Annotated in this window: 22 protein-coding genes, 2 tRNA genes and 1 pseudogene; 14 read left to right on the top strand and 11 right to left on the bottom strand. The window is 66.8% G+C overall.

Going from position 1 to position 21861, the window contains the following annotated elements:
- Positions 1-48: 48 nt before the first annotated feature.
- The 3 genes from rpsA to aroA form a co-directional block, all read right to left on the bottom strand.
- Complete coding sequence (gene rpsA, locus HEQ22_RS09745) at positions 49-1761, bottom strand: 30S ribosomal protein S1 (protein ID WP_432767708.1); 1713 nt, start codon at positions 1759-1761, stop codon at positions 49-51.
- Between the two features lie 173 nt (positions 1762-1934).
- Positions 1935-2567 carry a (d)CMP kinase gene (locus HEQ22_RS09740; protein ID WP_432767707.1) on the bottom strand — a complete coding sequence of 211 codons (633 nt, stop codon included), beginning with the start codon at positions 2565-2567 and terminating at the stop codon, positions 1935-1937.
- Positions 2564-3892, bottom strand: a complete 1329-nt coding sequence (gene aroA / locus HEQ22_RS09735) for a 3-phosphoshikimate 1-carboxyvinyltransferase (protein WP_432767706.1) — start codon at positions 3890-3892, stop codon at positions 2564-2566. The genes HEQ22_RS09740 and aroA overlap by 4 nt, the downstream gene beginning before the upstream one ends.
- Before the next feature lie 123 nt (positions 3893-4015).
- Between aroA and HEQ22_RS09730 the strand changes: the two genes are divergently transcribed.
- Complete coding sequence (locus HEQ22_RS09730; protein ID WP_432767705.1) at positions 4016-4342, top strand: TIGR02300 family protein; 327 nt, start codon at positions 4016-4018, stop codon at positions 4340-4342.
- Between the two features lie 124 nt (positions 4343-4466).
- Positions 4467-4542: transfer RNA gene (locus tag HEQ22_RS09725), tRNA-Ala, on the top strand.
- Between the two features lie 298 nt (positions 4543-4840).
- Here the strand turns inward: HEQ22_RS09725 and HEQ22_RS09720 are convergent.
- Together HEQ22_RS09720 and HEQ22_RS09715 are read right to left on the bottom strand one after the other, a co-directional pair.
- Complete coding sequence (locus HEQ22_RS09720) at positions 4841-5329, bottom strand: hypothetical protein (protein WP_432767704.1); 489 nt, start codon at positions 5327-5329, stop codon at positions 4841-4843.
- A 66-nt stretch (positions 5330-5395) separates the two neighbouring features.
- Entirely contained in the window at positions 5396-5836 is a 441-nt protein-coding gene (locus HEQ22_RS09715; protein ID WP_432767703.1) for an RrF2 family transcriptional regulator, read from the bottom strand.
- A gap of 161 nt (positions 5837-5997) precedes the next feature.
- Here HEQ22_RS09715 and HEQ22_RS09710 point away from each other — a divergent pair, with 161 nt between their 5' ends.
- The 3 genes from HEQ22_RS09710 (at position 5998) to HEQ22_RS09700 (ending at position 7922) form a co-directional block, all read left to right on the top strand.
- Positions 5998-6546, top strand: a complete 549-nt coding sequence (locus HEQ22_RS09710; protein ID WP_432767702.1) for a hypothetical protein — start codon at positions 5998-6000, stop codon at positions 6544-6546.
- On the top strand, positions 6441-7250 hold the full coding sequence (locus HEQ22_RS09705) for a hypothetical protein (protein ID WP_432767701.1): 810 nt from the start codon (positions 6441-6443) through the stop codon (positions 7248-7250). The genes HEQ22_RS09710 and HEQ22_RS09705 overlap by 106 nt, the downstream gene beginning before the upstream one ends.
- A gap of 72 nt (positions 7251-7322) precedes the next feature.
- Positions 7323-7922 (top strand): HD domain-containing protein, encoded by a 600-nt coding sequence (locus tag HEQ22_RS09700; protein WP_432767700.1) that lies wholly within the window; start codon positions 7323-7325, stop codon positions 7920-7922.
- 89 nt (positions 7923-8011) lie between these two features.
- Here the strand turns inward: HEQ22_RS09700 and HEQ22_RS09695 are convergent, their stop codons facing one another.
- Both HEQ22_RS09695 and HEQ22_RS09690 read right to left on the bottom strand, forming a co-directional pair.
- Positions 8012-8815: an enoyl-CoA hydratase-related protein gene (locus HEQ22_RS09695; protein ID WP_432767699.1), complete on the bottom strand. Its 804-nt coding sequence runs from the start codon at positions 8813-8815 to the stop codon at positions 8012-8014.
- Positions 8816-9154: 339 nt separating this feature from the next.
- Positions 9155-9793 (bottom strand): hypothetical protein, encoded by a 639-nt coding sequence (locus HEQ22_RS09690; protein WP_432767698.1) that lies wholly within the window; start codon positions 9791-9793, stop codon positions 9155-9157.
- Between the two features lie 77 nt (positions 9794-9870).
- Here HEQ22_RS09690 and HEQ22_RS09685 point away from each other — a divergent pair, with 77 nt between their 5' ends.
- Positions 9871-11469 carry a peptide chain release factor 3 gene (locus HEQ22_RS09685; RefSeq protein WP_432767697.1) on the top strand — a complete coding sequence of 533 codons (1599 nt, stop codon included), beginning with the start codon at positions 9871-9873 and terminating at the stop codon, positions 11467-11469.
- Positions 11470-11641: 172 nt separating this feature from the next.
- On the opposite strand, the gene dinB is transcribed toward HEQ22_RS09685, so the two are convergent.
- A complete protein-coding gene (dinB, locus tag HEQ22_RS09680; protein ID WP_432767696.1) occupies positions 11642-12742 on the bottom strand; it encodes a DNA polymerase IV in 1101 nt (366 codons plus the stop codon).
- Positions 12743-12861: 119 nt separating this feature from the next.
- On the opposite strand from dinB, the gene HEQ22_RS09675 reads away from it, so the two are divergent.
- From HEQ22_RS09675 to HEQ22_RS09660, 4 genes are all read left to right on the top strand, one after another.
- A tRNA-Gly gene (locus HEQ22_RS09675) sits at positions 12862-12935 on the top strand.
- 164 nt (positions 12936-13099) lie between these two features.
- Entirely contained in the window at positions 13100-13705 is a 606-nt protein-coding gene (locus HEQ22_RS09670) for an EF-hand domain-containing protein (protein ID WP_432767695.1), read from the top strand.
- A 150-nt stretch (positions 13706-13855) separates the two neighbouring features.
- Positions 13856-14590: a response regulator gene (locus HEQ22_RS09665; protein ID WP_432767694.1), complete on the top strand. Its 735-nt coding sequence runs from the start codon at positions 13856-13858 to the stop codon at positions 14588-14590.
- The gene (locus HEQ22_RS09660) at positions 14587-15933 is read left to right on the top strand and encodes a sensor histidine kinase (RefSeq protein ID WP_432767693.1); all 1347 of its coding nucleotides are present in this window, start codon (positions 14587-14589) and stop codon (positions 15931-15933) included. The genes HEQ22_RS09665 and HEQ22_RS09660 overlap by 4 nt, the downstream gene beginning before the upstream one ends.
- A gap of 27 nt (positions 15934-15960) precedes the next feature.
- On the opposite strand, the gene HEQ22_RS09655 is transcribed toward HEQ22_RS09660, so the two are convergent.
- The 3 genes from HEQ22_RS09655 to HEQ22_RS09645 all read right to left on the bottom strand — a co-directional run bounded on the left by HEQ22_RS09655 (position 15961) and on the right by HEQ22_RS09645 (position 18139).
- The gene (locus tag HEQ22_RS09655; protein WP_432767692.1) at positions 15961-16455 is read right to left on the bottom strand and encodes a hypothetical protein; all 495 of its coding nucleotides are present in this window, start codon (positions 16453-16455) and stop codon (positions 15961-15963) included.
- A gap of 11 nt (positions 16456-16466) precedes the next feature.
- The gene (locus HEQ22_RS09650) at positions 16467-17243 is read right to left on the bottom strand and encodes an SDR family NAD(P)-dependent oxidoreductase (protein ID WP_432767691.1); all 777 of its coding nucleotides are present in this window, start codon (positions 17241-17243) and stop codon (positions 16467-16469) included.
- Between the two features lie 68 nt (positions 17244-17311).
- Complete coding sequence (locus tag HEQ22_RS09645) at positions 17312-18139, bottom strand: alpha/beta fold hydrolase (RefSeq protein ID WP_432767690.1); 828 nt, start codon at positions 18137-18139, stop codon at positions 17312-17314.
- A gap of 127 nt (positions 18140-18266) precedes the next feature.
- On the opposite strand from HEQ22_RS09645, the gene HEQ22_RS09640 reads away from it, so the two are divergent.
- The 4 genes and pseudogenes from HEQ22_RS09640 (at position 18267) to HEQ22_RS09625 (ending at position 21851) form a co-directional block, all read left to right on the top strand.
- Positions 18267-19277, top strand: a complete 1011-nt coding sequence (locus HEQ22_RS09640; protein ID WP_432767689.1) for a GlxA family transcriptional regulator — start codon at positions 18267-18269, stop codon at positions 19275-19277.
- A 171-nt stretch (positions 19278-19448) separates the two neighbouring features.
- Positions 19449-19799, top strand: a pseudogene (locus tag HEQ22_RS09635) (YciI family protein); the annotation flags it as partial.
- Positions 19800-19920: 121 nt separating this feature from the next.
- Entirely contained in the window at positions 19921-21183 is a 1263-nt protein-coding gene (locus HEQ22_RS09630) for an RNA polymerase sigma factor (protein ID WP_432767688.1), read from the top strand.
- Complete coding sequence (locus HEQ22_RS09625; RefSeq protein ID WP_432767687.1) at positions 21180-21851, top strand: DUF6445 family protein; 672 nt, start codon at positions 21180-21182, stop codon at positions 21849-21851. Before HEQ22_RS09630 ends, HEQ22_RS09625 begins: the two co-directional genes overlap by 4 nt.
- The last annotated feature ends 10 nt before the right edge of the window (positions 21852-21861 follow it).

Here is a 21861-nt window from a genome sequence, read left to right as displayed (position 1 = left end):
CGCAGAGGGACTCTGCGGGCCTTTGTTTCGCCTGTGGCGGAAGGAGGATCAGTCCTTCTTGCCGGCCTTCAGCGCTTCGCCGAGGATGTCGCCGAGCGAGGCGCCCGAATCCGACGAACCGTACTGCGCGACGGCCTGCTTCTCTTCGGCGATCTGCATCGCCTTGACCGAGAAGTTCGGCTTTTTCGAGCGGTCGAAGCCGATGACCATCGCATCGAACTTCTGACCGACCTGGTAGCGTTCGGCCCGCTGTTCGTCGCGGTCGCGGCCGAGGTCGGCGCGCTTGATAAAGCCGGTGGCGCCATCGTCGCCGGCCTGGACTTCGAGGCCGTTGTCGCGGACTTCGAGGACGGTGACGGTGACGACGTCGTTCTTCTTCACCGAACCCGCAGCGGCGACGCCGCCGCCAACGGCAGGCGCACCCTTTTCAAGCTGCTTGATGCCGAGGCTGATGCGTTCCTTCTCGACATCGACGTCGAGCACGACAACCTGCACGGCCTCGCCCTTGCGGTGGAGGTGCAGCGCTTCTTCGCCCGAGATGCCCCAGGCGATGTCCGACATGTGAACCATGCCGTCGACGTCGCCGGGCAGGCCCACGAACAGACCGAATTCGGTCGCGTTCTTGACTTCGCCTTCGACGACCGAGCCGACCGGATGTTCATCGGCGAACGCGCCCCAGGGGTTCGACTGGGCCTGCTTCAGGCCGAGCGAGATGCGGCGCTTGTCGCTGTCGACTTCGAGGACGATGACGTCGACTTCCTGGCTGGTCGAAACGATCTTGCCGGGATGGACGTTCTTTTTGACCCACGACATTTCGCTGACGTGGACCAGGCCTTCGATGCCGGCTTCGAGTTCGACGAACGCGCCGTAATCGGTGATGTTGGTGACCGTGCCCGACAGCTTGGCGCCGACCGGATATTTGGCGACGACGCCTTCCCACGGATCGCTCTCGAGCTGCTTCATGCCCAGGCTGATGCGCTGGGTGTCGCGGTTGATGCGGATGATCTGCACCTTGACCGTGTCACCGATGTTGATGACTTCGCTCGGGTGGTTGACGCGCTTGTAGCTCATGTCGGTGACATGGAGCAGGCCATCGATGCCGCCGAGGTCGACGAACGCACCATAATCGGTGATGTTCTTGACCGCGCCTTCGATGATCTGGCCTTCTTCGAGGTTCTGGATCAGGCCCGAGCGCTGTTCGGCGCGCGTTTCTTCGAGGATGGCGCGGCGCGACACGACGATGTTGCCGCGGCGGCGATCCATCTTGAGGATCTGGAAGGGCTGCGGCAGGTCCATCAGCGGGCCGACGTCGCGCACCGGGCGGATGTCGACCTGCGAACCCGGCAGGAACGCCACGGCGCCGCCGAGGTCGACGGTGAAGCCGCCCTTGACGCGGCCGAAGATGACGCCTTCGACGCGCGCTTCCTTGTTGAATTCTTCTTCCAGCCGGTCCCAGGCGGCTTCGCGGCGGGCGCGATCGCGGGACAGCATGGTTTCGCCATTGGCGTTTTCGACGCGGTCGACATAGACTTCGACTTCGTCGCCGACCTTCAGGTCGGACTTCTGGCCCGGCATCGCGAATTCGCGAAGCGCCACGCGGCCTTCGCTCTTCAGCCCGATGTCGATCACTGCCAGGTCGTTTTCGATCGCGGTTACGGTGCCCTTGACGACGCGGCCTTCAAAGCCGCCGTCGGCACCACCAAGCGATTCGTCGAGCATCGCGGCGAAATCGTCGCGCGTCGGAAAAGCCGTAGTGGCCATAGAGATGATATCCTTACTTCGTTTGTTCCGGCCAAGCGGTTGGTTCCGCTGGTCTTGTGGCCGATATGTCCCGCGCGCCGGATGCGATGCAGGACATCCTTCCGGCGGCCGGCGGGACGAGGAACGGGCAAAGCAAAAAGGGCGCGGCGGGTGCATCCCGTCACGCCCGACGCTCACATGGAGCGGCGGCTCAACCGTGCCTCAACCAGCGCAATCGCCCGTTGGACGGCGCCGCCTATAGTCAAATCGCCGGTATCGAGCAAGTCCGCATCTGTTGCGCGCAGCAGCGGTGCATCGGCGCGGCCGGTGTCGCGCGCGTCGCGGGCGTGGATGTCGGCGAGCACGACGTCGTAGCCGACCTCGACGCCGCGCGACACCAGCTCGGCGTGGCGGCGGCGGGCGCGCTCCTCGGCGCTGGCGGTGACGAACAGCTTGGCGTCGGCGTGCGGCGCGATGACGGTGCCGATGTCGCGCCCGTCGAGCACCGCGCCGCCGGGCTGGTTGGCGAAGTCGCGCTGGCGCTGGAACAGCGCGGCGCGCACCTGCGGATGCACCGACACGCGGCTGGCGAGGCCGCCGGTGGTTTCGTAGCGCAGCGCTGGATCGCCCAGCAGGCTGGCCGGGAAGTCGCAGGCGGCGAGCGCGTCGGCGGCATCGTCGGCATCGCCATGATCGAGCTGGGTCTGATAGCCGACGGCGCGATAGAGCAGGCCGGTGTCGAGCACGGGCAGGGCGAAATGCTCGGCGAGCGCCCTGGCGATCGTGCCCTTGCCCGATGCGGTGGGGCCGTCGACGGCGATGATCATGCCTGGAGCCCCGCCAGCAGCGTCTCGAAGTTCGGGAAGCTCGTTGCCACGGGCGCGATGTCGTCGATGGTCACCGGCGCCTTGCTGGCGAGGCCGGCGACCGCGAAGCTCATGCAGATGCGGTGGTCGAGGTGGCCGGCGATGGTCGCGCCGCCGGGCAGCGGGTCGCCGCCGGTGCCGTCGATGACGAGGCCGTCCGCGGTTTCGTCGACGCGCGCGCCGATCGCCCGCAGCCCGGTGGCCATCACCGCCAGCCGGTCGCTTTCCTTGACGCGCAGCTCGTCGAGGCCGGTGGTCGTCGTGCGCCCCGCGGCGAGCGCGGCGGCGACGAACAGGATCGGGAATTCGTCGATCATGCTGGGCGCGATCGCCGGATCGACGTCGATGCCCTTCAGCGCGCTGTGGCGGACGCGCAGGTCGGCGACGGGTTCGCCGCCCACTTCGCGTGCTTCAAGCAGCGCGATGTCGCCGCCCATCGCCTGCAGCACCGCGACCAGCCCGGCGCGGGTCGGGTTGAGGCCGACGTTGGCGATGGTCACGTCCGATCCCGGCACGATCAGCGCCGCGACGATGAAGAAGGCAGCCGACGAGGGGTCGCCGGGGACGACGATCGTCTGCGGCCGGAGCTCGGCCTCGCCAAAGATGCGGATATGGCGGGTGCCGTCGGCGCCCAATTCGACGGTCAGATCGGCGCCGAAGCCCTTGAGCATCCGCTCGCTATGGTCGCGCGTCGGCACCGGTTCGATGACTTCGGTGATCCCCGGCGTGTTGAGCCCGGCGAGCAGCACCGCGCTCTTCACCTGCGCCGACGCCATCGGCAGCCGATAGGACAGCGGGATGGCGGGGGCGAGGCCGCGGACCATCAGCGGCAAGCGACCGCCGGGCGAAGCGGTGATGTCGGCGCCCATCTGCGCCAGCGGGTCGATGACGCGGCCCATCGGGCGGCCCGACAGGCTGGCGTCGCCGACGAAGGTGGCGGTGATCGGGTGGCTGGCGACCAGCCCCATCAGCAATCGCGTCGACGTGCCGCTGTTGCCCATGTCGAGCGCGCCCTTGGGCTGCAGCAGTCCGCCGACGCCGACGCCGTCGATGATCCATTCGCCGTCTTCGCGGCGCTCGATCGTCGCGCCCATCGCGCGCATCGCGGCGGCGGTGGCCAGCACGTCATGCCCTTCAAGCAGTCCGGTGACGCGGCTGGTCCCGACCGCCAGCGCCGACAGCATCAGCGCGCGGTGCGAAATGCTCTTGTCCCCCGGGATCGCGATCTTACCTAGAAGCGGCGGCGAGGCGGCGAAGCTGCGCGGGGTGGCGGTCTGGACTGTCATGGCGTGCGGCTTTTGACAGCGGCCTTGCAATCTGGCAAGGCGCACGCCGATTTGACGGATGCCGCGCCGGCACCCGCCACTCTCCAGAAATTTATTCTGTTTCCAGAAGGTTACGAGGCATATATGGTAAAGGCTGAATGGGGCGCGAAGCGTAGCTGCCCGAAATGCGCCACGCGATTCTACGATCTGACCAAGGACGACCCGATCAGCTGCATCAATTGCGGTTACAGCTGGATCCCGGAATCGGTGCTGAAATCGAAGCAGCCGATGCCGTTCGAGGAAGTCGAAAAGCCCGGCAAGGTCGCCAAGGAACCCGAAGTGGCCGACGACGATCTGGACCTGGACGTCGATGTCGACGAGGACAATGATTCGCCCGACAACGACGTCGATCTGGGCGGCGACGACGACCTGGGCGTCGCGACCGCGGATGACGACGACGTCGAAACCTGATTTTTCCCGCGAGGGGCCAAAAAAGCGTCGCCGCGATGATTTGGCCTCTTGCATCGACCGCCGGCACTGGTAAAGGCGGCAACCCGATCGCCCCACCCAGCGGGCGGTCGCAAGCAAATGGCACGGGGCCTTAGCTCAGCTGGGAGAGCGCCTGCATGGCATGCAGGAGGTCAGCGGTTCGATCCCGCTAGGCTCCACCATTTCTTCAAAAAGGTCCGCGAAAGCGGGCCTTTTTTGTTGGTGGGCGTGGATTGTGGGATTGTGGTGCCGGAGGGCCGCTTTTGGGGTGGATTCCAGACAATCCCCCTCCCTTCTAGGGAGGGGCTAGGGGTGGGTTGCGAGCGATAGCGAGCGGCGGTGAATATGCCGCCGTTGGCGGCTACCCACCCCCAGCCCCTCCCTAAAAGGGAGGGGAGCAGCAATGTCCGCTACCGGTCGTTGGCAGAAATTGCCGTGTCGGCAACGAACTGCCGCGAAGGGATGGGAAGCGGACTAACGCTATGGCGGTGGCGGGGGCATGAAAATTGGATTTGGATTTGTGTGTCCACGACATAACTCGAATCCCCCGGACGCCGCCTTTTGAAAGCGCGTCGGCCATCCGTCGATGCAATCGGCTGGCGTCGTGTCGATGCCGTCCACGATAGCGAGAGACAAGGAATTAGCCCGCGCTTCGCCAATCAAACAATTCAAATTGGCTTTTGGCATTCCGTCAATTTTTACAAATGATGACCCCGTATAATCTGGTTGCGCGGAGTCCGTCACGAACTGCTCAATCTTACAATTTCTGATCAGTCGCGGGCTCAGAGGGCCGTCCTCCGACGCGTGGTTCGGACCTAGGGCGTAATCGAAGTTATCATCGATCACCCTGAGATATTGCGTTGCCTGTTTTTCAGAAAACAATGTGGCGGCACCAGCGCCGGCAATCGCTAATGCAGCACCGGCCGACATTCCCACGAGAAATAGGCGTCGGTTCTTCACTGTTTTCATGGCCGAGGATTCTACCGACGTTTTCTATGTCCGCAACCGGACATCAGCCGACACCCCACCGCGACGCTATGACGCGATCTCGTCGAACAGGGGTTCCAGCGCGATCGGGTCGGCGAGGGTGATGCGGTCGAGGATGGCGGCGGTGTCGTCGCGGACCTTGAGCATCAGGCTGCGCATCCGGCAGTCCTTTTCGGGCAGGCAATTCTTGCAATGTTCGTGGGCGTTGCGGCTGGCGCAGGGGACCAGCGCGAGCGAACCGCGGGTCAGCCGTACTAGGTCGCCATAGCTGATGTCGACCGGCGGCAGCGCGAGCTGATAGCCGCCGTCGCGACCGCGTTGCGAGATCAGCAGCCCTTCGCGCGCCATTTCGGACAGGATGACGGTCAGGAATTTCGGCGGGATATTCTGCGCCTCCGCAATATCCGCGAGCTGGACCTGCCCCTGGCCCCAATGGTCGGCAAGGTGCTGGAAGGCACGGATCGTATAGCGGGTCTTTTGCGACAGCATGGCAAGCCTAGTGTGACATATTCTCCCTTAATTCAACCTGTCAGGCTGACATTGTTCGAACAGTTGATGAAAATCACAGCGGGTGGCATGAACCGCGGCTAACAAGGTCGCACAACGGTCCGGATGGGCGGCGATTGGGGTGGAGCGATGAGATGCGTGTGATGTTCGGAATCCCCGCGGTTCTCGCGGCAGCGATGCTGGTGGCGGTGCCGGCGCAGGCGCAGTTCGGCGGGCTGCTGCGCAAGGTAGCGACGCCGGCGCCCAAGTCCAGCGAAGACGATAATGGCGGCTGTCCGAAGGGCAAGAAGGGCAGCAGCGCGGGCCGCAGCATTTTGGGCGGGGTGCTGAACGAAGCGATCGGCAGCGCCGCGAGCAAGGCGGGCGTGTACAGCTATGTGCCGATTTCGGAGGTGAGCGGGACGCTGACCGACGCGATCGCCTGCCGCCTCGACCCCGGCGAACAGGTGCAGGCGGCGGCGGCGACCGAAGAAGTGACGCGCGGTGAAGAAGTCGGCGCGACGTCGAACTGGACGAGCGCGACGCGCGAGAATGTCAGCGGATCGTCGACCGTGGTGGCGGTCAACCAGGAAGGCGGCGGGCGCAAATGCATGAACGTCACCGACTTCATCATCGTCGAGGGCGAGGAAACCCGGGTGACCAAGCGCATGTGCAAGGAACCGGGGCAGGCGCGCTACGTGGTCGCGGCGTGAAGCGGGTCGCCCGCCTGGCGCTCGGCGCAGCGGCGCTGACGGCGCTTGGCGCGGCGCCGGCGATGGACCCGGTCAACCCGACCTGCCCGCTCAATCCCGGCTGGTCGACGAACCCGCAGATGCAGTTCACCTATTTCGAGCAGGATGGGAACGGCATCATCAAGGGCGAAGGCCGGATCGACAAGGATGTCGTGCCGCGGCTGAAGGCGGTGTTGGCCAAGCACCCGGATTTTTACGAATTGTGGTTGAGTTCCCCCGGAGGCGACGCCCGCGCGGGCAACGAGGCGGGTCGATTGCTGCGCGACACGCTGGATGTCCGGACCCGCATTCCGTCCGGATGGGCCTGTTACAGCGCCTGCAACTTCCTGTTCATGGCCGGCAAGAACCGGACCATCGACCCCGGCGGGCAGTTCATGGTCCACATGTTCACGCGCACCGGCGACCGCGAGTCGATCGACATGAGCGTAGCGATGGGCACCGACGCCACGACCGAACTGATCGGCGAGATCGAACAGGATGCGGCGATGCTGGCCAGTGAGGACAATGATTTCCTGATCCGGATGGGCGTCTCGCGAAAGCTGCTGACCGATATCATGTACCGGCAAAAAGCCGTGGCCGGTTCGGGATCCGACAAATCGACGCGGCGCTGCCTGACGATATCCGAGGCCATTCAATATGGCGTCATGAGCGAACCGGATGGATAGCGCCGTGTCGCGCACAGGTTGCAAACAGCAACGAATGACGTAGACTGGCGGGCGAAATTGGGAGAGCCGGCCATGACCGACATGACGCACGATCACGCATCTTTCCGTTCGATGATCGACGGGACGCAGCAGGACTGGGACATCATCGCGCGCGAGCAGAAGGAGTTCGCGCCGCAGAACGGCAAGCGCATCCTCGACCATCTGAAGCTGCTCGGCGGCGATTATGGCGGCTTTCCGGTCGACCGGCTCGAGCATTGCCTGCAGACCGCGACGCGGGCGCACCGCGACGGCCGCGACGAGGAATATGTCGTGATGGCGCTGCTCCACGACATCGGCGACACACTGGGCGCGTTCAACCACCCCGACGTCGCGGCGGCGATCCTGAAACCCTTCCTGTCCGAAGAAAATCTGTGGATCGTCCAGCACCACGGGATTTTCCAGGGCCATTATTTCTTCCACTATCTCGGCCTCGACCGCGACATGCGCGACCAGTTCAAGGGCAGCCCGCATTATGCCGCGTGCGCCGAATTCTGCGAAAAATATGACGCGCCGGCGTTCGACCCCGATTATGCCAGCGAGCCGCTGGAATTTTTCGAGCCGATGGTGATGCGGGTTTGCGGCTATCCGAAGAACAGCATCTATAAAAAGGCGATGGTCGAGGAGGCGGCGTAATCGCGAATGTCGCCCCAGCGAAAGCTGGGGCCGCTAGCGGCTTGCCCGAACGCCAGCGATCCCAGCTTTCGCTGGGATGACGCCGATACTTATTTACCGGTGAACGCCGTCTTGCGCTTCTCGACGAACGCCATGATGCCTTCCGCCGCATCGGCGCTGCCCGCGGCGATGAACTGGCCCTTGGCCTCGGCGTCAAGGGTGTCGGCGAAGCTCTGCGACAGGCCGTCGCGCAGGACTTTGCGCATCGTGCCCAGCGACACCGTCGGGCCGTTCGCCAGCCGCGTCGCCAGCGCGCGGGCTTCGGTCATCAGGTCGGCGTCGTCGACGCATTTATAGACCATGCCCCATTCGGCCGCCTGTTCGCCGCCGATCTTTTCGCCCAGCATCATCATCTGCGTCGCGCGCGGCAGCCCGATCAGGCGCGGCAGCAGCCATGACGAACCGCCGTCGGGGACCAGCCCGATGTTGACGAAGGCCTGGAGGAAATAGGCGCTCTTGCCCGCGATGGTGAAATCGCCCGACAGCGCAAAGCTGCACCCGACCCCGGCGGCGGGACCGTTGACCGCGGTGACGACGGGGATGTCGAGGTTGGCGAGCGCGAGGAGCATCGGGTTGTAATGGTTGCGCAATGCCTTGCGGCTGTTCGCGCCGCCGCCGACCGCCGACGCGGTGCGATCGCCGCCGAGATCCGCCCCCGAACAGAAACCGCGCCCCTCGCCGGTGATCAGCAGCGCCCGCGCGCCGAGCAGCGGCAGATAGTCGAGCGCGCCGCGAATATCGTCGGCCATCGCGGGCGGCATCGAATTGAGCCGGTCGGGGCGGTTGAGGGTGATCGTCGCGACATGGTCGGCGACGTCGAGCTTGATCGTGTCGAAGGTGGGAATGTCGGTCATGGGGAAGGATCCTCTCGCAGGCGCTTTACCTTTACGTTCACGTAAGGTTGTGACTCATTTGACGGGCGGGTGCAAGGGGAGATGGTGAGGGAGCGGGTGACTGCTGACGACCAGTTGCGGACATTGAGAGCTGACCAACCCCTCCTCTTCAGAGGAGGGGTTGCGAGACTTACGAACTTGTTCGTTAGTCGCAGCGGGGTGGTGATCGAGGCTGGGCGTGGGCTTTCGGCCACCACCCCGGTCGACTAAAGGCCCGGCTGCGCCGGACCAAGTCTCACTGCCCCTCCTCTGAAGAGGAGGGGTTTAGGGGATATCCACTCCCCACCCCAAAAGCGGCGGCTATTCCGCGTCCAGCCGCACGAACCGCATGTCGCCTTCGGAGCGGTGCAGCGTCAGGCCGCGGTCGGTCGGTTCGGCGCAGGCGCCGTCGAAATCGACCACGCCGATGCCGTTAGGGACGATGATCGCGCGCAGTTTGCCGTCGTCGGTCGCGGCGAGATCGAAGCGCGGGGCGGTGATGGCGTAGATCGGTTCGCGCAATTCGACCCAGCGCGGGATGCGGCGGTCGCCGTCTGGCATCGTCCAGCCATCGACCTGGGTGTAGCCTTCGGCGGGATCGCCGCGATCGAAGCCGATGACGAAGTCGACCCCCGGAATCCCCCTGCCGTTCGGCCAGGTGACGAGGATCGTCGGGACGCGACCCTCGATCTCGATCGGGGGTCCTTTCTCCATCGCGGGCGGCACGGGTTTGAGATCGGTGGTGAGGCAGACCATATCGCCGCGCGCTTCCCAGCGACCCTCGGCGCGTTCGTCGAGCGCGCCCGCGGCGAGGGCATATTGAAAGCGGCCGTCGCTGCGGATCAGCAGGCCGCCGCCGACGTCGGGGCCTTCGGCAAGGCTGTATTCGCCGACGAACGGCGACTCTTGCGCGAGCGTGGGGGAGGCGATGAGCGCGGCGGCGAGGAGGATGGTTCGCATGACGGCAATCTTTGCGCCGGACGGCAGCGCAGCGCCAGCCCCTTCACGCCGACCTCTTCCGCTGCTAGGCGCGCGCCATGATCGCTCCGCACCCCGACCGCCGCACCTTTGCCATTATTTCGCACCCCGACGCGGGCAAGACGACGCTGACCGAAAAATTGCTCGTCGCCGGCGGCGCGATCCATATCGCGGGCGAAGTGAAGGCACGCGGGGCTGCGCGGCGGGCGCGGTCCGACTGGATGAAGATCGAACAGCAGCGCGGGATTTCGGTGACCTCGTCGGTGATGACCTTCGAACATGCCGGGCTGGTGTTCAACCTGCTCGACACGCCGGGGCACGAGGATTTCAGCGAGGATACCTATCGCACCCTGACCGCGGTCGACAGCGCGGTGATGGTGATCGACGCCGCGAAGGGCATCGAGCCGCAGACGCTGAAGCTGTTCGAGGTGTGCCGGTTGCGTTCGGTGCCGATCATCACCTTCATCAACAAGGTCGATCGCGAAGGCTTGCCGCCGTTCGAATTGCTCGACGAGGTCGCCGACCGGCTGGCGCTCGACGTCTGCCCGATGAACTGGCCCGCGGGGATGGGCGGGCAGTTCGAGGGGATCTACGATCTGGTCGATCCGGCGATCATGAAGCCCGGCGGCGATGCGTCGCGGATGTATGAGGGGCACCGCGCCAAGGTGGCGGGGCTGGGCGACCCGGCGCTGGCGGCCGAGATCAGCGCCGATGCGCTCGCGCACCTCAAGGAAGAAACCGAGCTGGCGTCGGCGTGCTACGCCGATTTCGACGCCGCTGCGTATCAGGCTGGCGACCTGACCCCGGTGTATTTCGGATCGGCGCTGAAGGAGTTCGGGGTCGTCGATTTGCTGGCGGCGCTCGCGAACCATGCGCCGGGTCCGCAGCCGCAGCCGGCCGAGCCGGCGCCGGTCGATCCGACCGACGATGCCGTCACCGGCTTCGTGTTCAAGGTGCAGGCGAACATGAACCCCGCGCACCGCGACCGCATCGCCTTCATGCGGCTGTGTTCGGGCAAATTCGAGCGCGGCATGCGGCTGATGCAGGGCGGCACGGGCAAGGCGATCGCGATCAGCCGCCCGATGCTGTTCCTGGCGCAGGACCGCGAGATGGCCGAGGAAGCCTTTCCCGGCGACATCATCGGCATTCCGAACCACGGCACGCTGCGCGTCGGCGACACGCTGTCCGAACGCACCGACATCACGATCACCGGGCTGCCGAACTTCGCCCCCGAATTGCTGCGCCGGGTCGCGCTGGTCGATCCGACGCAGACCAAGAAGCTGCGCAAGGCGCTCGACGACATGGCCGAGGAGGGGATCATCCAGGTCTTTTATCCCGAAATCGGCGCGAACATGATCGTCGGGGTGGTCGGGCAATTGCAGCTCGAGGTGCTGATCAGCCGGCTCGATGCCGAATATAAGGTCGAGGCGAAGCTGGAGCAGTCGCCGTGGGAAACCGCGCGCTGGATCGCCAGCGACGACCCGGCGAAGCTGAAAGCGTTCCAGTCCGAGCACCGCGGCGCCAGCGCCACCGACCGCGACGGCGCGCCGGTGTTCATGGCGAAGGACGGCTGGGAAGTCGGCTATATCACCCAGCGCAATCCGGATATCCGCTTTACGGCGACCAAGGAGCGGCGGTTGGGGGCTTTGGCGGAGTAATTTGCTCGCACAAAGCCACGAAGCCACAAAGAGGCTATCCCGACCCCGTTCGTGCTGAGCTTGTCGAAGCACTGTCCTTCCAGCGACATCGAATAAAGAACGGCCCTTCGACAGGCTCAGGGCGAACGGGTTTCGAGATTCTTTGTGGCTTTGTGGTTTTGTGCGAACCAATTCAGATGAGGCTCAGCAGGTCGGCAGGCGCATCCACGTCCGCACTATCCGCCTCGTCCTCTTCGCCCTCGAACTTGCTCAGCGTCAGTCCCAGCAACCGGATCCCCTGTTCGGTCGGGAGCAGCGGCGCCAGGATCGCTTCGCCCGCCGCCAGCAGCGAAGCGCCGTCGAGGATCGGCGCCGCCACCGATTTCGCCCGCGTAATCGTCCGGAAATCGGCGTAGCGCAGCTTCAGCGTCACCGTCCGCCCGCGCGCGCCTTTTTTGGCGGCGCGGTCCCACACCACGGTGCAGACGTGCGCGAGCGCCTCGCGGATTTCGGTGTCGCTGATCAAATCGTTGAAAAAGGTCCGCTCGCCGCCGAGCGATTTCAGCGGCCGGTGCGATTTGACGCGGCGATGGTCGATGCCGCGTGCGAGGTTGAACAGCCATTCGGCGCTGTTGCCGAAATGCGTCGCGAGCCACAGCGGGTCCTTGCCGGCAAGGTCGGCGCCCGAAAACACGCCGAGCCCTTCCATCTTGGCCGCGGTGACCGGGCCGATACCGTGGAAGCGGCGGATCGAGAGCGTCTGGACGAACGCGGCGCCCTGGCCGGGCGGTATCACCGTCAACCCGTCGGGCTTGTTCTGGTCCGACGCCAGCTTGGCGATGAACTTGTTGTAGGACACTCCTGCCGAGGCGGTGAGGGCGGTCTCTTCGCGGATGCGGCGGCGGATCAGTTTCGCGGTTGCGGTCGCGCTGCCCAGCCCCGCCTTGTCGGCGCTGACGTCGAGATAGGCTTCGTCGAGCGACAGCGGCTCGACCTCGTCGGCGTAATCGTGGAAAATCGCGCGGATCTGCTGCGATACTTCGCGATAGGCGTCGAAGCGCGGCGGCACGAAAATAAGGGCAGGGCATTGGCGTTTGGCGGTGATGCTGGGCATCGCCGAGCGGACCCCGAACTTGCGCGCCTCGTAACTGGCCGCCGCGACGACGCCTCGCCGCGAGGAGCCGCCGACCGCAACGGGCTGGCCGCGCAGTGCGGGGTCGTCGCGCTGTTCGACCGACGCGTAAAAGGCATCCATGTCGACATGGATGATCTTGCGGGCCGGGGCGTCCGCCATCTCTGCTGCCTGTCGGTCGCGCTCATCCACGCGGTTGCCGTAGCATGTTGCCCTAATGTTCTCAATGGCGCGCTTGACGCGCGCCGCGCGAAATGGCAATCGCCGCCGACCTTGGCGATGCGGGTATAGCATAGTGGTAATGCTCTAGCCTTCCAAGCTAGCTAGGCGGGTTCGATTCCCGCTACCCGCTCCAAGCCGCCCTCCAATCCGCGCCGACTTGCGTCGGCATGAACGGCGCCGCCATTTTGCGACATTATGCGACAAATTGGCGCCCAGGCGGCATCGCTGTGGGACAAGTCGTGTCTAGAACCGCTTCATCGGGACCGTCCTTCGGTCCTCCATGAAGGAGTTCGTGACGTGAAGAAGATCACTCTTTTGACACTGGGCGCGGCGCTGATCGCGGTGCCGGCGCTGGCCGCCCCCGGCGGCCGCAATATGGGCGACGCCGACGGCAATGGCGTGCTGACCCGCGCCGAGGCGCAGGCTGCGGCGACGCAGCGTTTTGCCAAAATGGACGCCAATGGCGACGGCAAGGTCGACACCACCGACCGCGCCGCTAAGCGCGCCGACAGGCAGGAAAAGCGGTTCGCCAAGCTCGACGCCAACAGTGACGGCAGCATCAGCCGCGCCGAATGGGACCAGCATGGCGCCGATCGGGCCGCCAAGCGGGCCGAACGTGGTGAAAAGCGCGCTGCCGCCGGTGAAGCCGGCCAAGGCAAGCGCCACGCGATGCGCGGCAAGCATGGCAAACGCGGTGCGATGCATGGCGGCATGATGATGAAGGCCGACACCAACGGCGACAAGGCGATCAGCCAGGCCGAGTTCCAGACCGCCGCGCTGGCGCGCTTCGACCGCGCCGACGCGAACAAGGACGGGCAGGTCACCGCCGAGGAACGTCAGGCGCAGTGGCAGGCCCAGCGCGCCAAGCGCGGCGCCGCCCCGGCCGCTCCCGCCGCCGAATAACCCATTTGGCAGGGGCCGCGCCGTGAAAGGCAAGGCTATCCCCCCTCCCGGCATTGCCTTTGCGGCCGGTCCCTGCCAGCTATCGCCCATCGATCCTTCGGGATCGGTGGGCGAACTAGTTACGACCTTGGCACTCCGAATGGACGATCGATGACCGATAGCGACCTGCCGCGCGTCCTGCTGATCGACGACGAACCGTCGATCCGCGAACCGCTGTCCGAATATCTGGAAGCGCAGGGCTTTGCGGTGACCGCGGCGGCGAGCGCCGCCGAGGCGCGGTCGGTGCTGCGCGCGCAAAGCGTCGATCTGGTGGTCAGCGACATCATGATGCCCGGCGAGGACGGGCTGTCGCTGACCCGTCACCTGCGCGAGACGAGCAGCATCCCCGTCATCCTGCTGACCGCGCGGGCCGAAGATACCGAGCGGATCATCGGGCTGGAAATCGGTGCCGACGATTATGTCGTCAAGCCGTTCAACCCGCGCGAACTGGTCGCGCGCATCCGCACCGTGCTGCGCCGGACGCAGGCGGGCGGGCGCGCGCTCGATCCCGGCGGGACCAGCTATGCCTTCGGGCCATGGGTGCTGCGCGAGGTCGAGCGGGTGCTGGTCGACGGCGCGGGGCAGGAAGTGGCGCTGTCGTCGGGCGAATATCATCTGCTCCACGCGCTGGTCCGCCATCCGCGCCAGGTGATGAGCCGCGACCGGTTGCTCGATCTGGTGCGTGGGCGCGAGGCCGACATCTTCGACCGTGCGATCGACAATCTGATCAGCCGGCTGCGCAAGAAGATCGAGGACGATCCGGCGCACCCGCAACTGGTCAAGACCGTGTGGGGCGGCGGCTATACGCTCGCCTGCGAGGTCAAGCGGATGGGCCCGGCGGCGTGACGCTTCGCCTGTGGCCCCGCAGCCTGATCGGCCAGCTCGTCTTTGCGGTCGCGGTGACGTTGTTCGTGGCGCAGGCGATCAATTTCGCGCTGCTGGCGCGGGGCCAGAAGCAACAATCGCTCGCGCATGGTGGCGGCATGGCGGTGGCGCGGATCATCGACGCGCTCGACCGGCAGGAGCGCAGCTTTACCGAGCCGGCGCCGCCGCGCGACGGTCCGCGCGAATATCGCCGGGTGCCCAAGGTGGCGATCAGCGATACGCCGCCCAACTTGCCGCCGCGCGCGGTCGCGACGCCCGACCTGGCCGATTATGTGTCGTCGTTGCTGAACGAAGCCGACATTCATCCGGTTGCGGTGCGCGCCTGGGCCTTGCCGCAGCGCCCACGGCTCGGGCGCACGTCGCTGCCCGGACGGACGGTCGTCGTCGTCGCCGAGGTCGACGGGCGTTTTTATGCGGTGCGCAGCCGGGTCGCCACCGGCGGCGAGCGATTGCAGGGGTTTCTGCTGTGGCAGACGCTGTCGCTTTATGTGGTGTTGCTGGTTCCGATCATCGTGATCGCCTTGCGCGCCGCGGGGCCGCTGCGCGACCTGACGCGCGCCGCGCGGGCCAGCCCGGCGCTGCGCGATGCGACGCCGCTCGACGAGGAAGGGCCATCCGATGTGCGCGAGCTGATCGGCGCCTTCAACGCCTATCGCGCGCGGATCGCGACGATGCTGTCGGACAAGGACCGGATGCTGGGGGCGGTCGGCCACGACCTGCGCACGCCGCTCGCCAGCCTGCGGGTGCGCGTCGAGCAGGTCGACGACGAGCGGCTGCGCGACAAGATGATCGCCTCGATCGAAGAGATGACCGCGATGCTGACCGACATATTGGCGCTGGCACGCTCGGGCGCCGGGACCGAGACGGCCGAGCGCGTCGACCTTGCCGCGCTCGCGACGGAAATCGCCGCCGATTACCGCGAACGCGGCAAGGACGTCAGTCCCGGTGCCACGGTTGCCGCGGCGACGAAGGTGCGTCCGATGCTGCTGCGCCGCGCGCTGCGCAACCTGGTCGACAATGCGGTCGCCTATGGCACGCGGGCGCGCATCTCGATCGCGGCAGACGGCGGGATGGCGCGGATCGTTGTTTCGGACGATGGTCCGGGACTGACCGCCGAGCAGATCCGAACGCTGGTCGAACCTTTTGCGCGCGGCGAGGAATCGCGCAACCGCGCGACCGGCGGCGCCGGCCTGGGCCTTTCGATCGCGCGAGAGATCGCCGAAGGCGAGGGCGGGGCGCTGACCCTGGCCAACCGGCCGGGGGGCGGGCTCGACGCGGTGATCACGCTGCCGCTGACGGTTTGACGCGGCTCCGATCGGTGGCCGACCTTGTTATGCAGCGGCGCGTCGGCGGCTCGACCTTAGCGACAGGAAACCGAGCGCAAGCATGGCGATCAGCAGCGCGGCTTGCGCGGCGGCGAAGGGCGGTTCGCTGCCCGTCGGCGCGAGGGCGTTGAGCGCCGGCACCTTCAGGAACGACTGCACCACCAGCACGAACAGGTTGAGATAGAGCGCGAGGGTGGCGGTGACCGCATAGACCGCGGCGGCGCGGCCGGCGAGCTTGCGGCGATACCACGCCCAGAAGGTCGCGACGAGGATCAGCGTCGAGAGGATCCCGAAGCCGAGCGCCGGGGTGAAGGCGACGATCGGGAACAGAAAGCCGGTCATGCTGGTCAGCAGCGTCGTCCACAAGAAGATGCCGGTGGTGCGCGGCAGGATGCGGCCGCGCGCGAAGGCGGGAAGGGCGATCAGGCCGGCGCCGATGGCGACCAGGCTGATCGCGACGTGGAGCGCGGTGAATTGCGCGATGGTCAGACCGAGGATCATGGCACGGCTCCTTAAAGATAGCGCGGCGCGGGGCGCGCCAGCGAGAGGTTGGGACGGAGCGCCGCGCGGGCAGCGACATAGGCGTCATAGGCGGCCATGTCGGGGAGCGCGGGGATGGTGACGACCTCGCCCGCATCGAAACCGGCGAGCGCCGCGTCGACCATGTCGGTCACCTCCATCACCATCGCCGCGGGGATGCCGGCGAGCTGCGCCGCGTCCCAGATCGGGGTGCGGGTGATGCCCGGCAGCACCGCCTGGACGCGGACGCCCCTGGCGCCGAGTTCGGCCTGCAACGCCTCGGTAAACGCGAGGACATAGGCCTTGCTGGCCGGATAGACCGCGGTGAAGCCGTCGGGCATCAGCGCCGTGACCGAGGTGATGTTGACAATCGCGCCGGCGCCGCTGGCGGCAAAACGCGGTGCAACCGCCGCCGAAAGCCGGGTGACCGCGAGGATGTTCAGGGCGATCATGCCGGTGAGGTGGGCGGCGTCGGCTTCGGCGAAGCTGGTCTCGCCCGCGATTCCCGCGTTGTTGACGAGGCCGGTGATCGCCGCGTCGTCGCGCAGCCGCGCTTCGACGCGCGCCAGATCGTCGGGGTTGGCGAGATCGGCGGCGATGGTGGCGACGTCGACGCCATGGTCGGCGCGCAGGCGCGCGGCGAGCGCTTCGAGCTTGTCGGCGCGGCGCGCGACGAGGATCAGGTTTGCGCCGCGCCCGGCAAAACGGTCGGCATAGACGGCGCCGATGCCGTCCGATGCGCCGGTGATGAGGATGGTCTGCTTGGTCATCTTACGACTCCTTCGAAAGAGGAGGCGCAGTCAGCCTTAAGGCTTCTGGGGACCGCGCCTCCGATATATCAGCTGTTGATGAAATCGAGAAGGTCGGCGTTGAAGCGGTCCTGTTCGGTCACGGTCAGCCCGTGGCTGCCGCCTTCATAGACTTTGAGCACCGCCTGCTTGACGATCTTGACCGTCGACAGCGCCGCGGCGCCGATCGGCACGATCTGGTCGTCGTCGCCGTGGAGGACGAGGGTAGGCACATCGAATTTTTCGAGGTCGGCGTGAAAGTCGCTTTCCGAAAAGGCGCGGATGCTGTCGAGCAGGCCTTTCAGGCCGCCGTTCATGCCCTGCCGCACGAATTCGTCGCGCACCGCTTCGCTGACCGCCGCGCCATCGCGGTTGTAGCCGTAGAAGGGGATCGTGAGATCCTTGAAGAATTGCGGGCGGTTGTCGAAGGTGCCCTTGCGGATGCCGTCGAAGACATCGAGCGGCAGACCGCCGGGATTGGCTTCAGTCTTGAGCATCAGCGGCGGAACAGCGCCGATCAGCGCGACCTTGGCGACGCGGGCGGTGCCGTGGCGGCCGACATAGCGGGTGACTTCGCCGCCGCCGGTCGAGTGGCCGACGAGGATGACGTTGCGCAGGTCCAGCTGTTCGATCAATTCGGCAAGGTCGTCGGCATATTGATCCATAGTGTTGTTGTCCCAGACCTGGTCCGAGCGGCCATGGCTGCGGCGGTCGTGGGCGATGGTGCGAAAACCCTGGTTGGCGAAAAAGACCATCTGCGCGTCCCAGGCGTCGGCCGACAGCGGCCAGCCGTGCGAAAAGACGATCGGCTGCCCATCGCGCGGACCCCAGTCCTTGAAGAAGATGTGGGTGCCGTCCTCGGTGGTGATCGTGGTCATGTCGTGGTTCCTTTCATCCGTGGGGGCGGAAGCGTCCGTCCCGATGTCACCTATCTGGACCCGGTCGGGCTTGCGCGCGATTGGCGGAAGCGACATTATGCGGGTCGATTCCGACAAAGGAGCCGATATGCCGAAAATCAAGGCGCCCGCCGCGCCGCGCGCGCTCGCAGAAGTCGGGATGATGCTCTATCCCGACTGCCAGATCGGCATGGTCCACGGGATCACCGACCTGTTCGACATTGCGGGGCGCTTCGCGGCGCAGCACGACCGTCCGCCGATCCGCGTCAGCCACTGGCGGCTGGAGGCAGGCGGCGGCTTTGCGCGGTGTTATGACAGCCATCCCGGCGAAGCGGCGGGCAACAGCCCGACCGTCCTGGTCGCGCCGGGCAGTCTGCACAAATTGCTCGAGGCCGACGAGGTCGCGCCCTATGCGCGCTGGCTGCTCGACCGCCATGCGCAGGGCACGGTGCTCGCCTCGAACTGCGGCGGCGCCTTTGCGCTTGCCGCGACGGGTTTGCTGAGCGGGCGGCCGGCGACGACGCACTGGTTCTTTGCCGAGGCGTTCCGCACGCGATTTCCCGACGTGCGGCTGGAATCGGACCGGATGGTGATCGACGACGGCGACATCATCACCGCGGGCGGGCTGATGGCGTGGACCGACTTGGGGCTGCGCATCGTCGAGCGGCTGCTGGGGCCAACGGTGATGATGGAAACGGCGCGCTTTTTCCTGATCGACCCCGGCGGGCGCGAGCAGAAGAATTACGCGAGCTTTGCGCCGCGGCTGACCCACGGCGACGAACCGATATTGAAGGCGCAGCACTGGTTGCAGGCGAAGGAAGGGCGGATCGGCGGCATCGCCGAACTCGCGGCGGAGGCGGGGCTGGAGGAACGCACTTTCCAGCGCCGGTTCAAGGGTGCGACGGGGATGACTCCGGTCGAATATTCGCAGCACCTGCGCGTCGGCAAGGCGCGCGAACTGCTGGAATTCACCCGGCGGACCGTCGATCAGGTCGCGTGGAGCGTCGGGTATGAGGATGCCGCGGCGTTCCGCAAGCTGTTCCACCGCATCACCGGCCTGTCGCCGAGCGAATATCGCCAGCGCTTTTCGACCCCGCATTCGCTGGCCGAGGTGGCATGAGGCGGCCGGACGAGCGGCGCCGATGCGCGAGGTAATCGCCGCGTCGGTAAACTGTCGCGATAATAAAGCGCGAACGGGCGCAGAATTTTTTCGCCTGGGTGTCGATTCCGGTCGGGCTCGTTCGTCGTCAGGACAGGAGGCCGCTGTGGGCCCCGCAAAAGGAGACGAGACATGCGAGTGATGGTTTTCGTGAAGGCGACCGAGGACAGCGAGCAGGGCATGCAGCCGTCCGACGATCTGAGCCAGATGTTCGTGGATATGGGCAAGTTCAACGAGGAGCTGGTGAACGCCGGCGTGCTGGTGGCGGGTGATGGGCTGAAGCCGTCGTCGCACGGCAAGCGGGTCCACTTCGACGGCGCCAGCCGGACGGTGATCGACGGACCTTTCGCCGAGGCGCGCGAACTGGTCGCGGGGTACTGGATCTGGGAGGTCAAGGACATGGACGAGGCCGTCGCGTGGGTGAAGCGTTGTCCCAACCCGATGTTCGGCCCGAGCGACATCGAGATCCGCCCATTTTACGAGATGGAGGATTTCGGCGATTTGATCCCGCCCGAAGCCGCCGCCATCCACGACGGCGTGGGCGAAAAACTGGCGAACCGTTGACCCCCTTGCCCGCTCCGCCATGCGTCTATAACCGTGGCGCATGGCGGCGGACTCCACCCACCGGGCGATCGAGGCAGTGTACCGGATCGAGCGGGCGCGGCTGATTGCCGGGCTCGCCCGGCTGACCCGCGACGTCGACCGTGCCGAGGAACTGGCGCAGGACGCGCTGCTCGCGGCGCTGGCCGATTGGCCGCGGTCGGGGGTGCCCGACCGACCCGGTGCCTGGCTGATGGCGGCGGCGAAGCGGCGGGCGATCGACGGGTTTCGCCGCACGGCGATGCAGGACCGCAAACATGCCGAGATCCTCCGCGAGCAGGACGACGAGCGCGACAGGAGCGTCGAGCGGATCGAGGCGCACATCGACGACGAACTCGGCGACGAATTGCTGGGGCTGATGTTCGCGGCGTGCCATCCGGTGTTGTCGCCGGAGGCCCGCGCCGCGCTGACGTTGCGGCTGGTCGGCGGCCTGACGACCGCGGAGATTGCCCGGGCTTTTTTGTCGAACGAGGCGGCGGTGGCGGCGCGGATTACCCGGGCCAAGAAGGCGATCGCCGCGGCGGGGGTGCGGTTCGAGGTGCCGCGAGGCACCGAGCTGGCGGCGCGGTTGCCGTCGGTGCTGGCGGTGGTCTATCTGATCTTCAACGAAGGCTATGCGGCGACGGCGGGCGACGCGCTGGTACGGCCGGCGCTGTGCGGCGAGGCGCAGCGGCTGGGGCGCATTCTGGCCGGGCTGATGCCCGCCGAGCCCGAGGTGCTGGGGCTGCTGGCGCTGATGGAAATTCAGGCGTCGCGGCTGGCGGCGCGGGCCGGGCCCGACGGCGCTTTCATTCCGCTGACCGAGCAGAACCGGGGGCGCTGGGACCGCTTGCTGATCGGCCGCGGCCTCGCCGCGCTGGGACGGGCCGAGGCGCTGGGCGGCGGCGACGGACCCTATGTGCTGCAGGCGGCGCTGGCGGCGTGCCACGCCCGGGCGGCGTGCGCCGAGGATACCGACTGGCGGCGGATTGCGGCGCTGTACGACCGGCTGGGGCAGGTCATGCCGTCGCCGGTGGTCGCGCTGAACCGGGCGGTGGCGCACAGCATGGCGTTCGGCCCGGAAGCCGGGCTGGCGCTGCTCGACGCGCTGGGCGAGGCGGCGGCGCTGCAAACCTATGCCCCGCTGCCGGCGGCGCGCGGCGATTGCCTGCTGCGTGCCGGACGGCGGCAAGAGGCACGGGCCGAGTTCACGGCGGCGGCGGCGCTGACCGGCAACCGGCGCGAGCGCGACTTCCTGCTCGGCCGCGCCGCGGGGTGCGGGCCATGACGGCGCCGCGGTTCGAGACGATCGGCGCCGAGGCAGAGCCGCTCGTCCTCCTCGACGATTTCGCCGCCGACCCCGATGCCCTGCGCCGCGCCGCCGTGGCGAGCGATTTCACCGCGGCGCGCAACCATTATCCCGGCGTCCGCGCCGAACTGCCCCCCTCCTATCTGGCCGACCAGTTGCCGGCGATTGCCGCGGTCGCCGCCGCCGCCTTTGGCCGCAGCGGACCGGTGCGGGTCGTCGACGCCAGCTTTTCGATCGTCGCGACCCCCGCCGCGGCGCTGAGCGTCGCGCAGCGGTTGCCGCACGTCGACGCCTTTGCCGCCGACCGCATCGCGCTGGTCCATTATCTGTCGCCCGACGACGGCGACGGCACCGCCTTCTTCCGCCACCGCGCCACCGGGTTCGAGACGGTGACCGAGGAGCGGCGCGAGCTGTTCTTTCGCCACCTCGATACCGAGCTCCGCCACGGCGGCCCACCCCCCGCCGGCTATGTCGCGGGCGACACGCCGTTGTTCGCATGCGTCCACCGCGTCGCGGCGCGATACAACCGGGCGCTGCTGTATCGCAGCTGGACGCTGCACAGCGGCGCGATCGCGGCCGACGCGGCGCTGTCGGCGGACCCGGCGGACGGGCGGCTGACGGTCACGGGCTTCCTGTCGATCGGCTGACCGGCGCCGG

It is taken from the genome of Sphingopyxis sp. (assembly GCF_050916055.1).
Classification (GTDB): domain Bacteria; phylum Pseudomonadota; class Alphaproteobacteria; order Sphingomonadales; family Sphingomonadaceae; genus Sphingopyxis.
The sequence above is the reverse complement of the archived record's forward strand: the minus strand, read 5'-3'. Positions and strand labels throughout refer to the sequence as shown.

What these genes read in the sequence shown, in the direction of transcription:
- rpsA (WP_432767708.1), bottom strand. Translation starts at nt 1,761, where the DNA reads ATGGCCACTACGGCTTTTCCGACGCGCGACGATTTCGCCGCGATGCTC.
- HEQ22_RS09740 (WP_432767707.1), bottom strand. Translation starts at nt 2,567, where the DNA reads ATGATCATCGCCGTCGACGGCCCCACCGCATCGGGCAAGGGCACGATC.
- aroA (WP_432767706.1), bottom strand. Translation starts at nt 3,892, where the DNA reads ATGACAGTCCAGACCGCCACCCCGCGCAGCTTCGCCGCCTCGCCGCCG.
- HEQ22_RS09730 (WP_432767705.1), top strand. Translation starts at nt 4,016, where the DNA reads ATGGTAAAGGCTGAATGGGGCGCGAAGCGTAGCTGCCCGAAATGCGCC.
- HEQ22_RS09720 (WP_432767704.1), bottom strand. Translation starts at nt 5,329, where the DNA reads ATGAAAACAGTGAAGAACCGACGCCTATTTCTCGTGGGAATGTCGGCC.
- HEQ22_RS09715 (WP_432767703.1), bottom strand. Translation starts at nt 5,836, where the DNA reads ATGCTGTCGCAAAAGACCCGCTATACGATCCGTGCCTTCCAGCACCTT.
- HEQ22_RS09710 (WP_432767702.1), top strand. Translation starts at nt 5,998, where the DNA reads ATGTTCGGAATCCCCGCGGTTCTCGCGGCAGCGATGCTGGTGGCGGTG.
- HEQ22_RS09705 (WP_432767701.1), top strand. Translation starts at nt 6,441, where the DNA reads ATGCATGAACGTCACCGACTTCATCATCGTCGAGGGCGAGGAAACCCG.
- HEQ22_RS09700 (WP_432767700.1), top strand. Translation starts at nt 7,323, where the DNA reads ATGACCGACATGACGCACGATCACGCATCTTTCCGTTCGATGATCGAC.
- HEQ22_RS09695 (WP_432767699.1), bottom strand. Translation starts at nt 8,815, where the DNA reads ATGACCGACATTCCCACCTTCGACACGATCAAGCTCGACGTCGCCGAC.
- HEQ22_RS09690 (WP_432767698.1), bottom strand. Translation starts at nt 9,793, where the DNA reads ATGCGAACCATCCTCCTCGCCGCCGCGCTCATCGCCTCCCCCACGCTC.
- HEQ22_RS09685 (WP_432767697.1), top strand. Translation starts at nt 9,871, where the DNA reads ATGATCGCTCCGCACCCCGACCGCCGCACCTTTGCCATTATTTCGCAC.
- dinB (WP_432767696.1), bottom strand. Translation starts at nt 12,742, where the DNA reads ATGGCGGACGCCCCGGCCCGCAAGATCATCCATGTCGACATGGATGCC.
- HEQ22_RS09665 (WP_432767694.1), top strand. Translation starts at nt 13,856, where the DNA reads ATGACCGATAGCGACCTGCCGCGCGTCCTGCTGATCGACGACGAACCG.
- HEQ22_RS09655 (WP_432767692.1), bottom strand. Translation starts at nt 16,455, where the DNA reads ATGATCCTCGGTCTGACCATCGCGCAATTCACCGCGCTCCACGTCGCG.
- HEQ22_RS09650 (WP_432767691.1), bottom strand. Translation starts at nt 17,243, where the DNA reads ATGACCAAGCAGACCATCCTCATCACCGGCGCATCGGACGGCATCGGC.
- HEQ22_RS09645 (WP_432767690.1), bottom strand. Translation starts at nt 18,139, where the DNA reads ATGACCACGATCACCACCGAGGACGGCACCCACATCTTCTTCAAGGAC.
- HEQ22_RS09640 (WP_432767689.1), top strand. Translation starts at nt 18,267, where the DNA reads ATGCCGAAAATCAAGGCGCCCGCCGCGCCGCGCGCGCTCGCAGAAGTC.
- HEQ22_RS09630 (WP_432767688.1), top strand. Translation starts at nt 19,921, where the DNA reads ATGGCGGCGGACTCCACCCACCGGGCGATCGAGGCAGTGTACCGGATC.
- HEQ22_RS09625 (WP_432767687.1), top strand. Translation starts at nt 21,180, where the DNA reads ATGACGGCGCCGCGGTTCGAGACGATCGGCGCCGAGGCAGAGCCGCTC.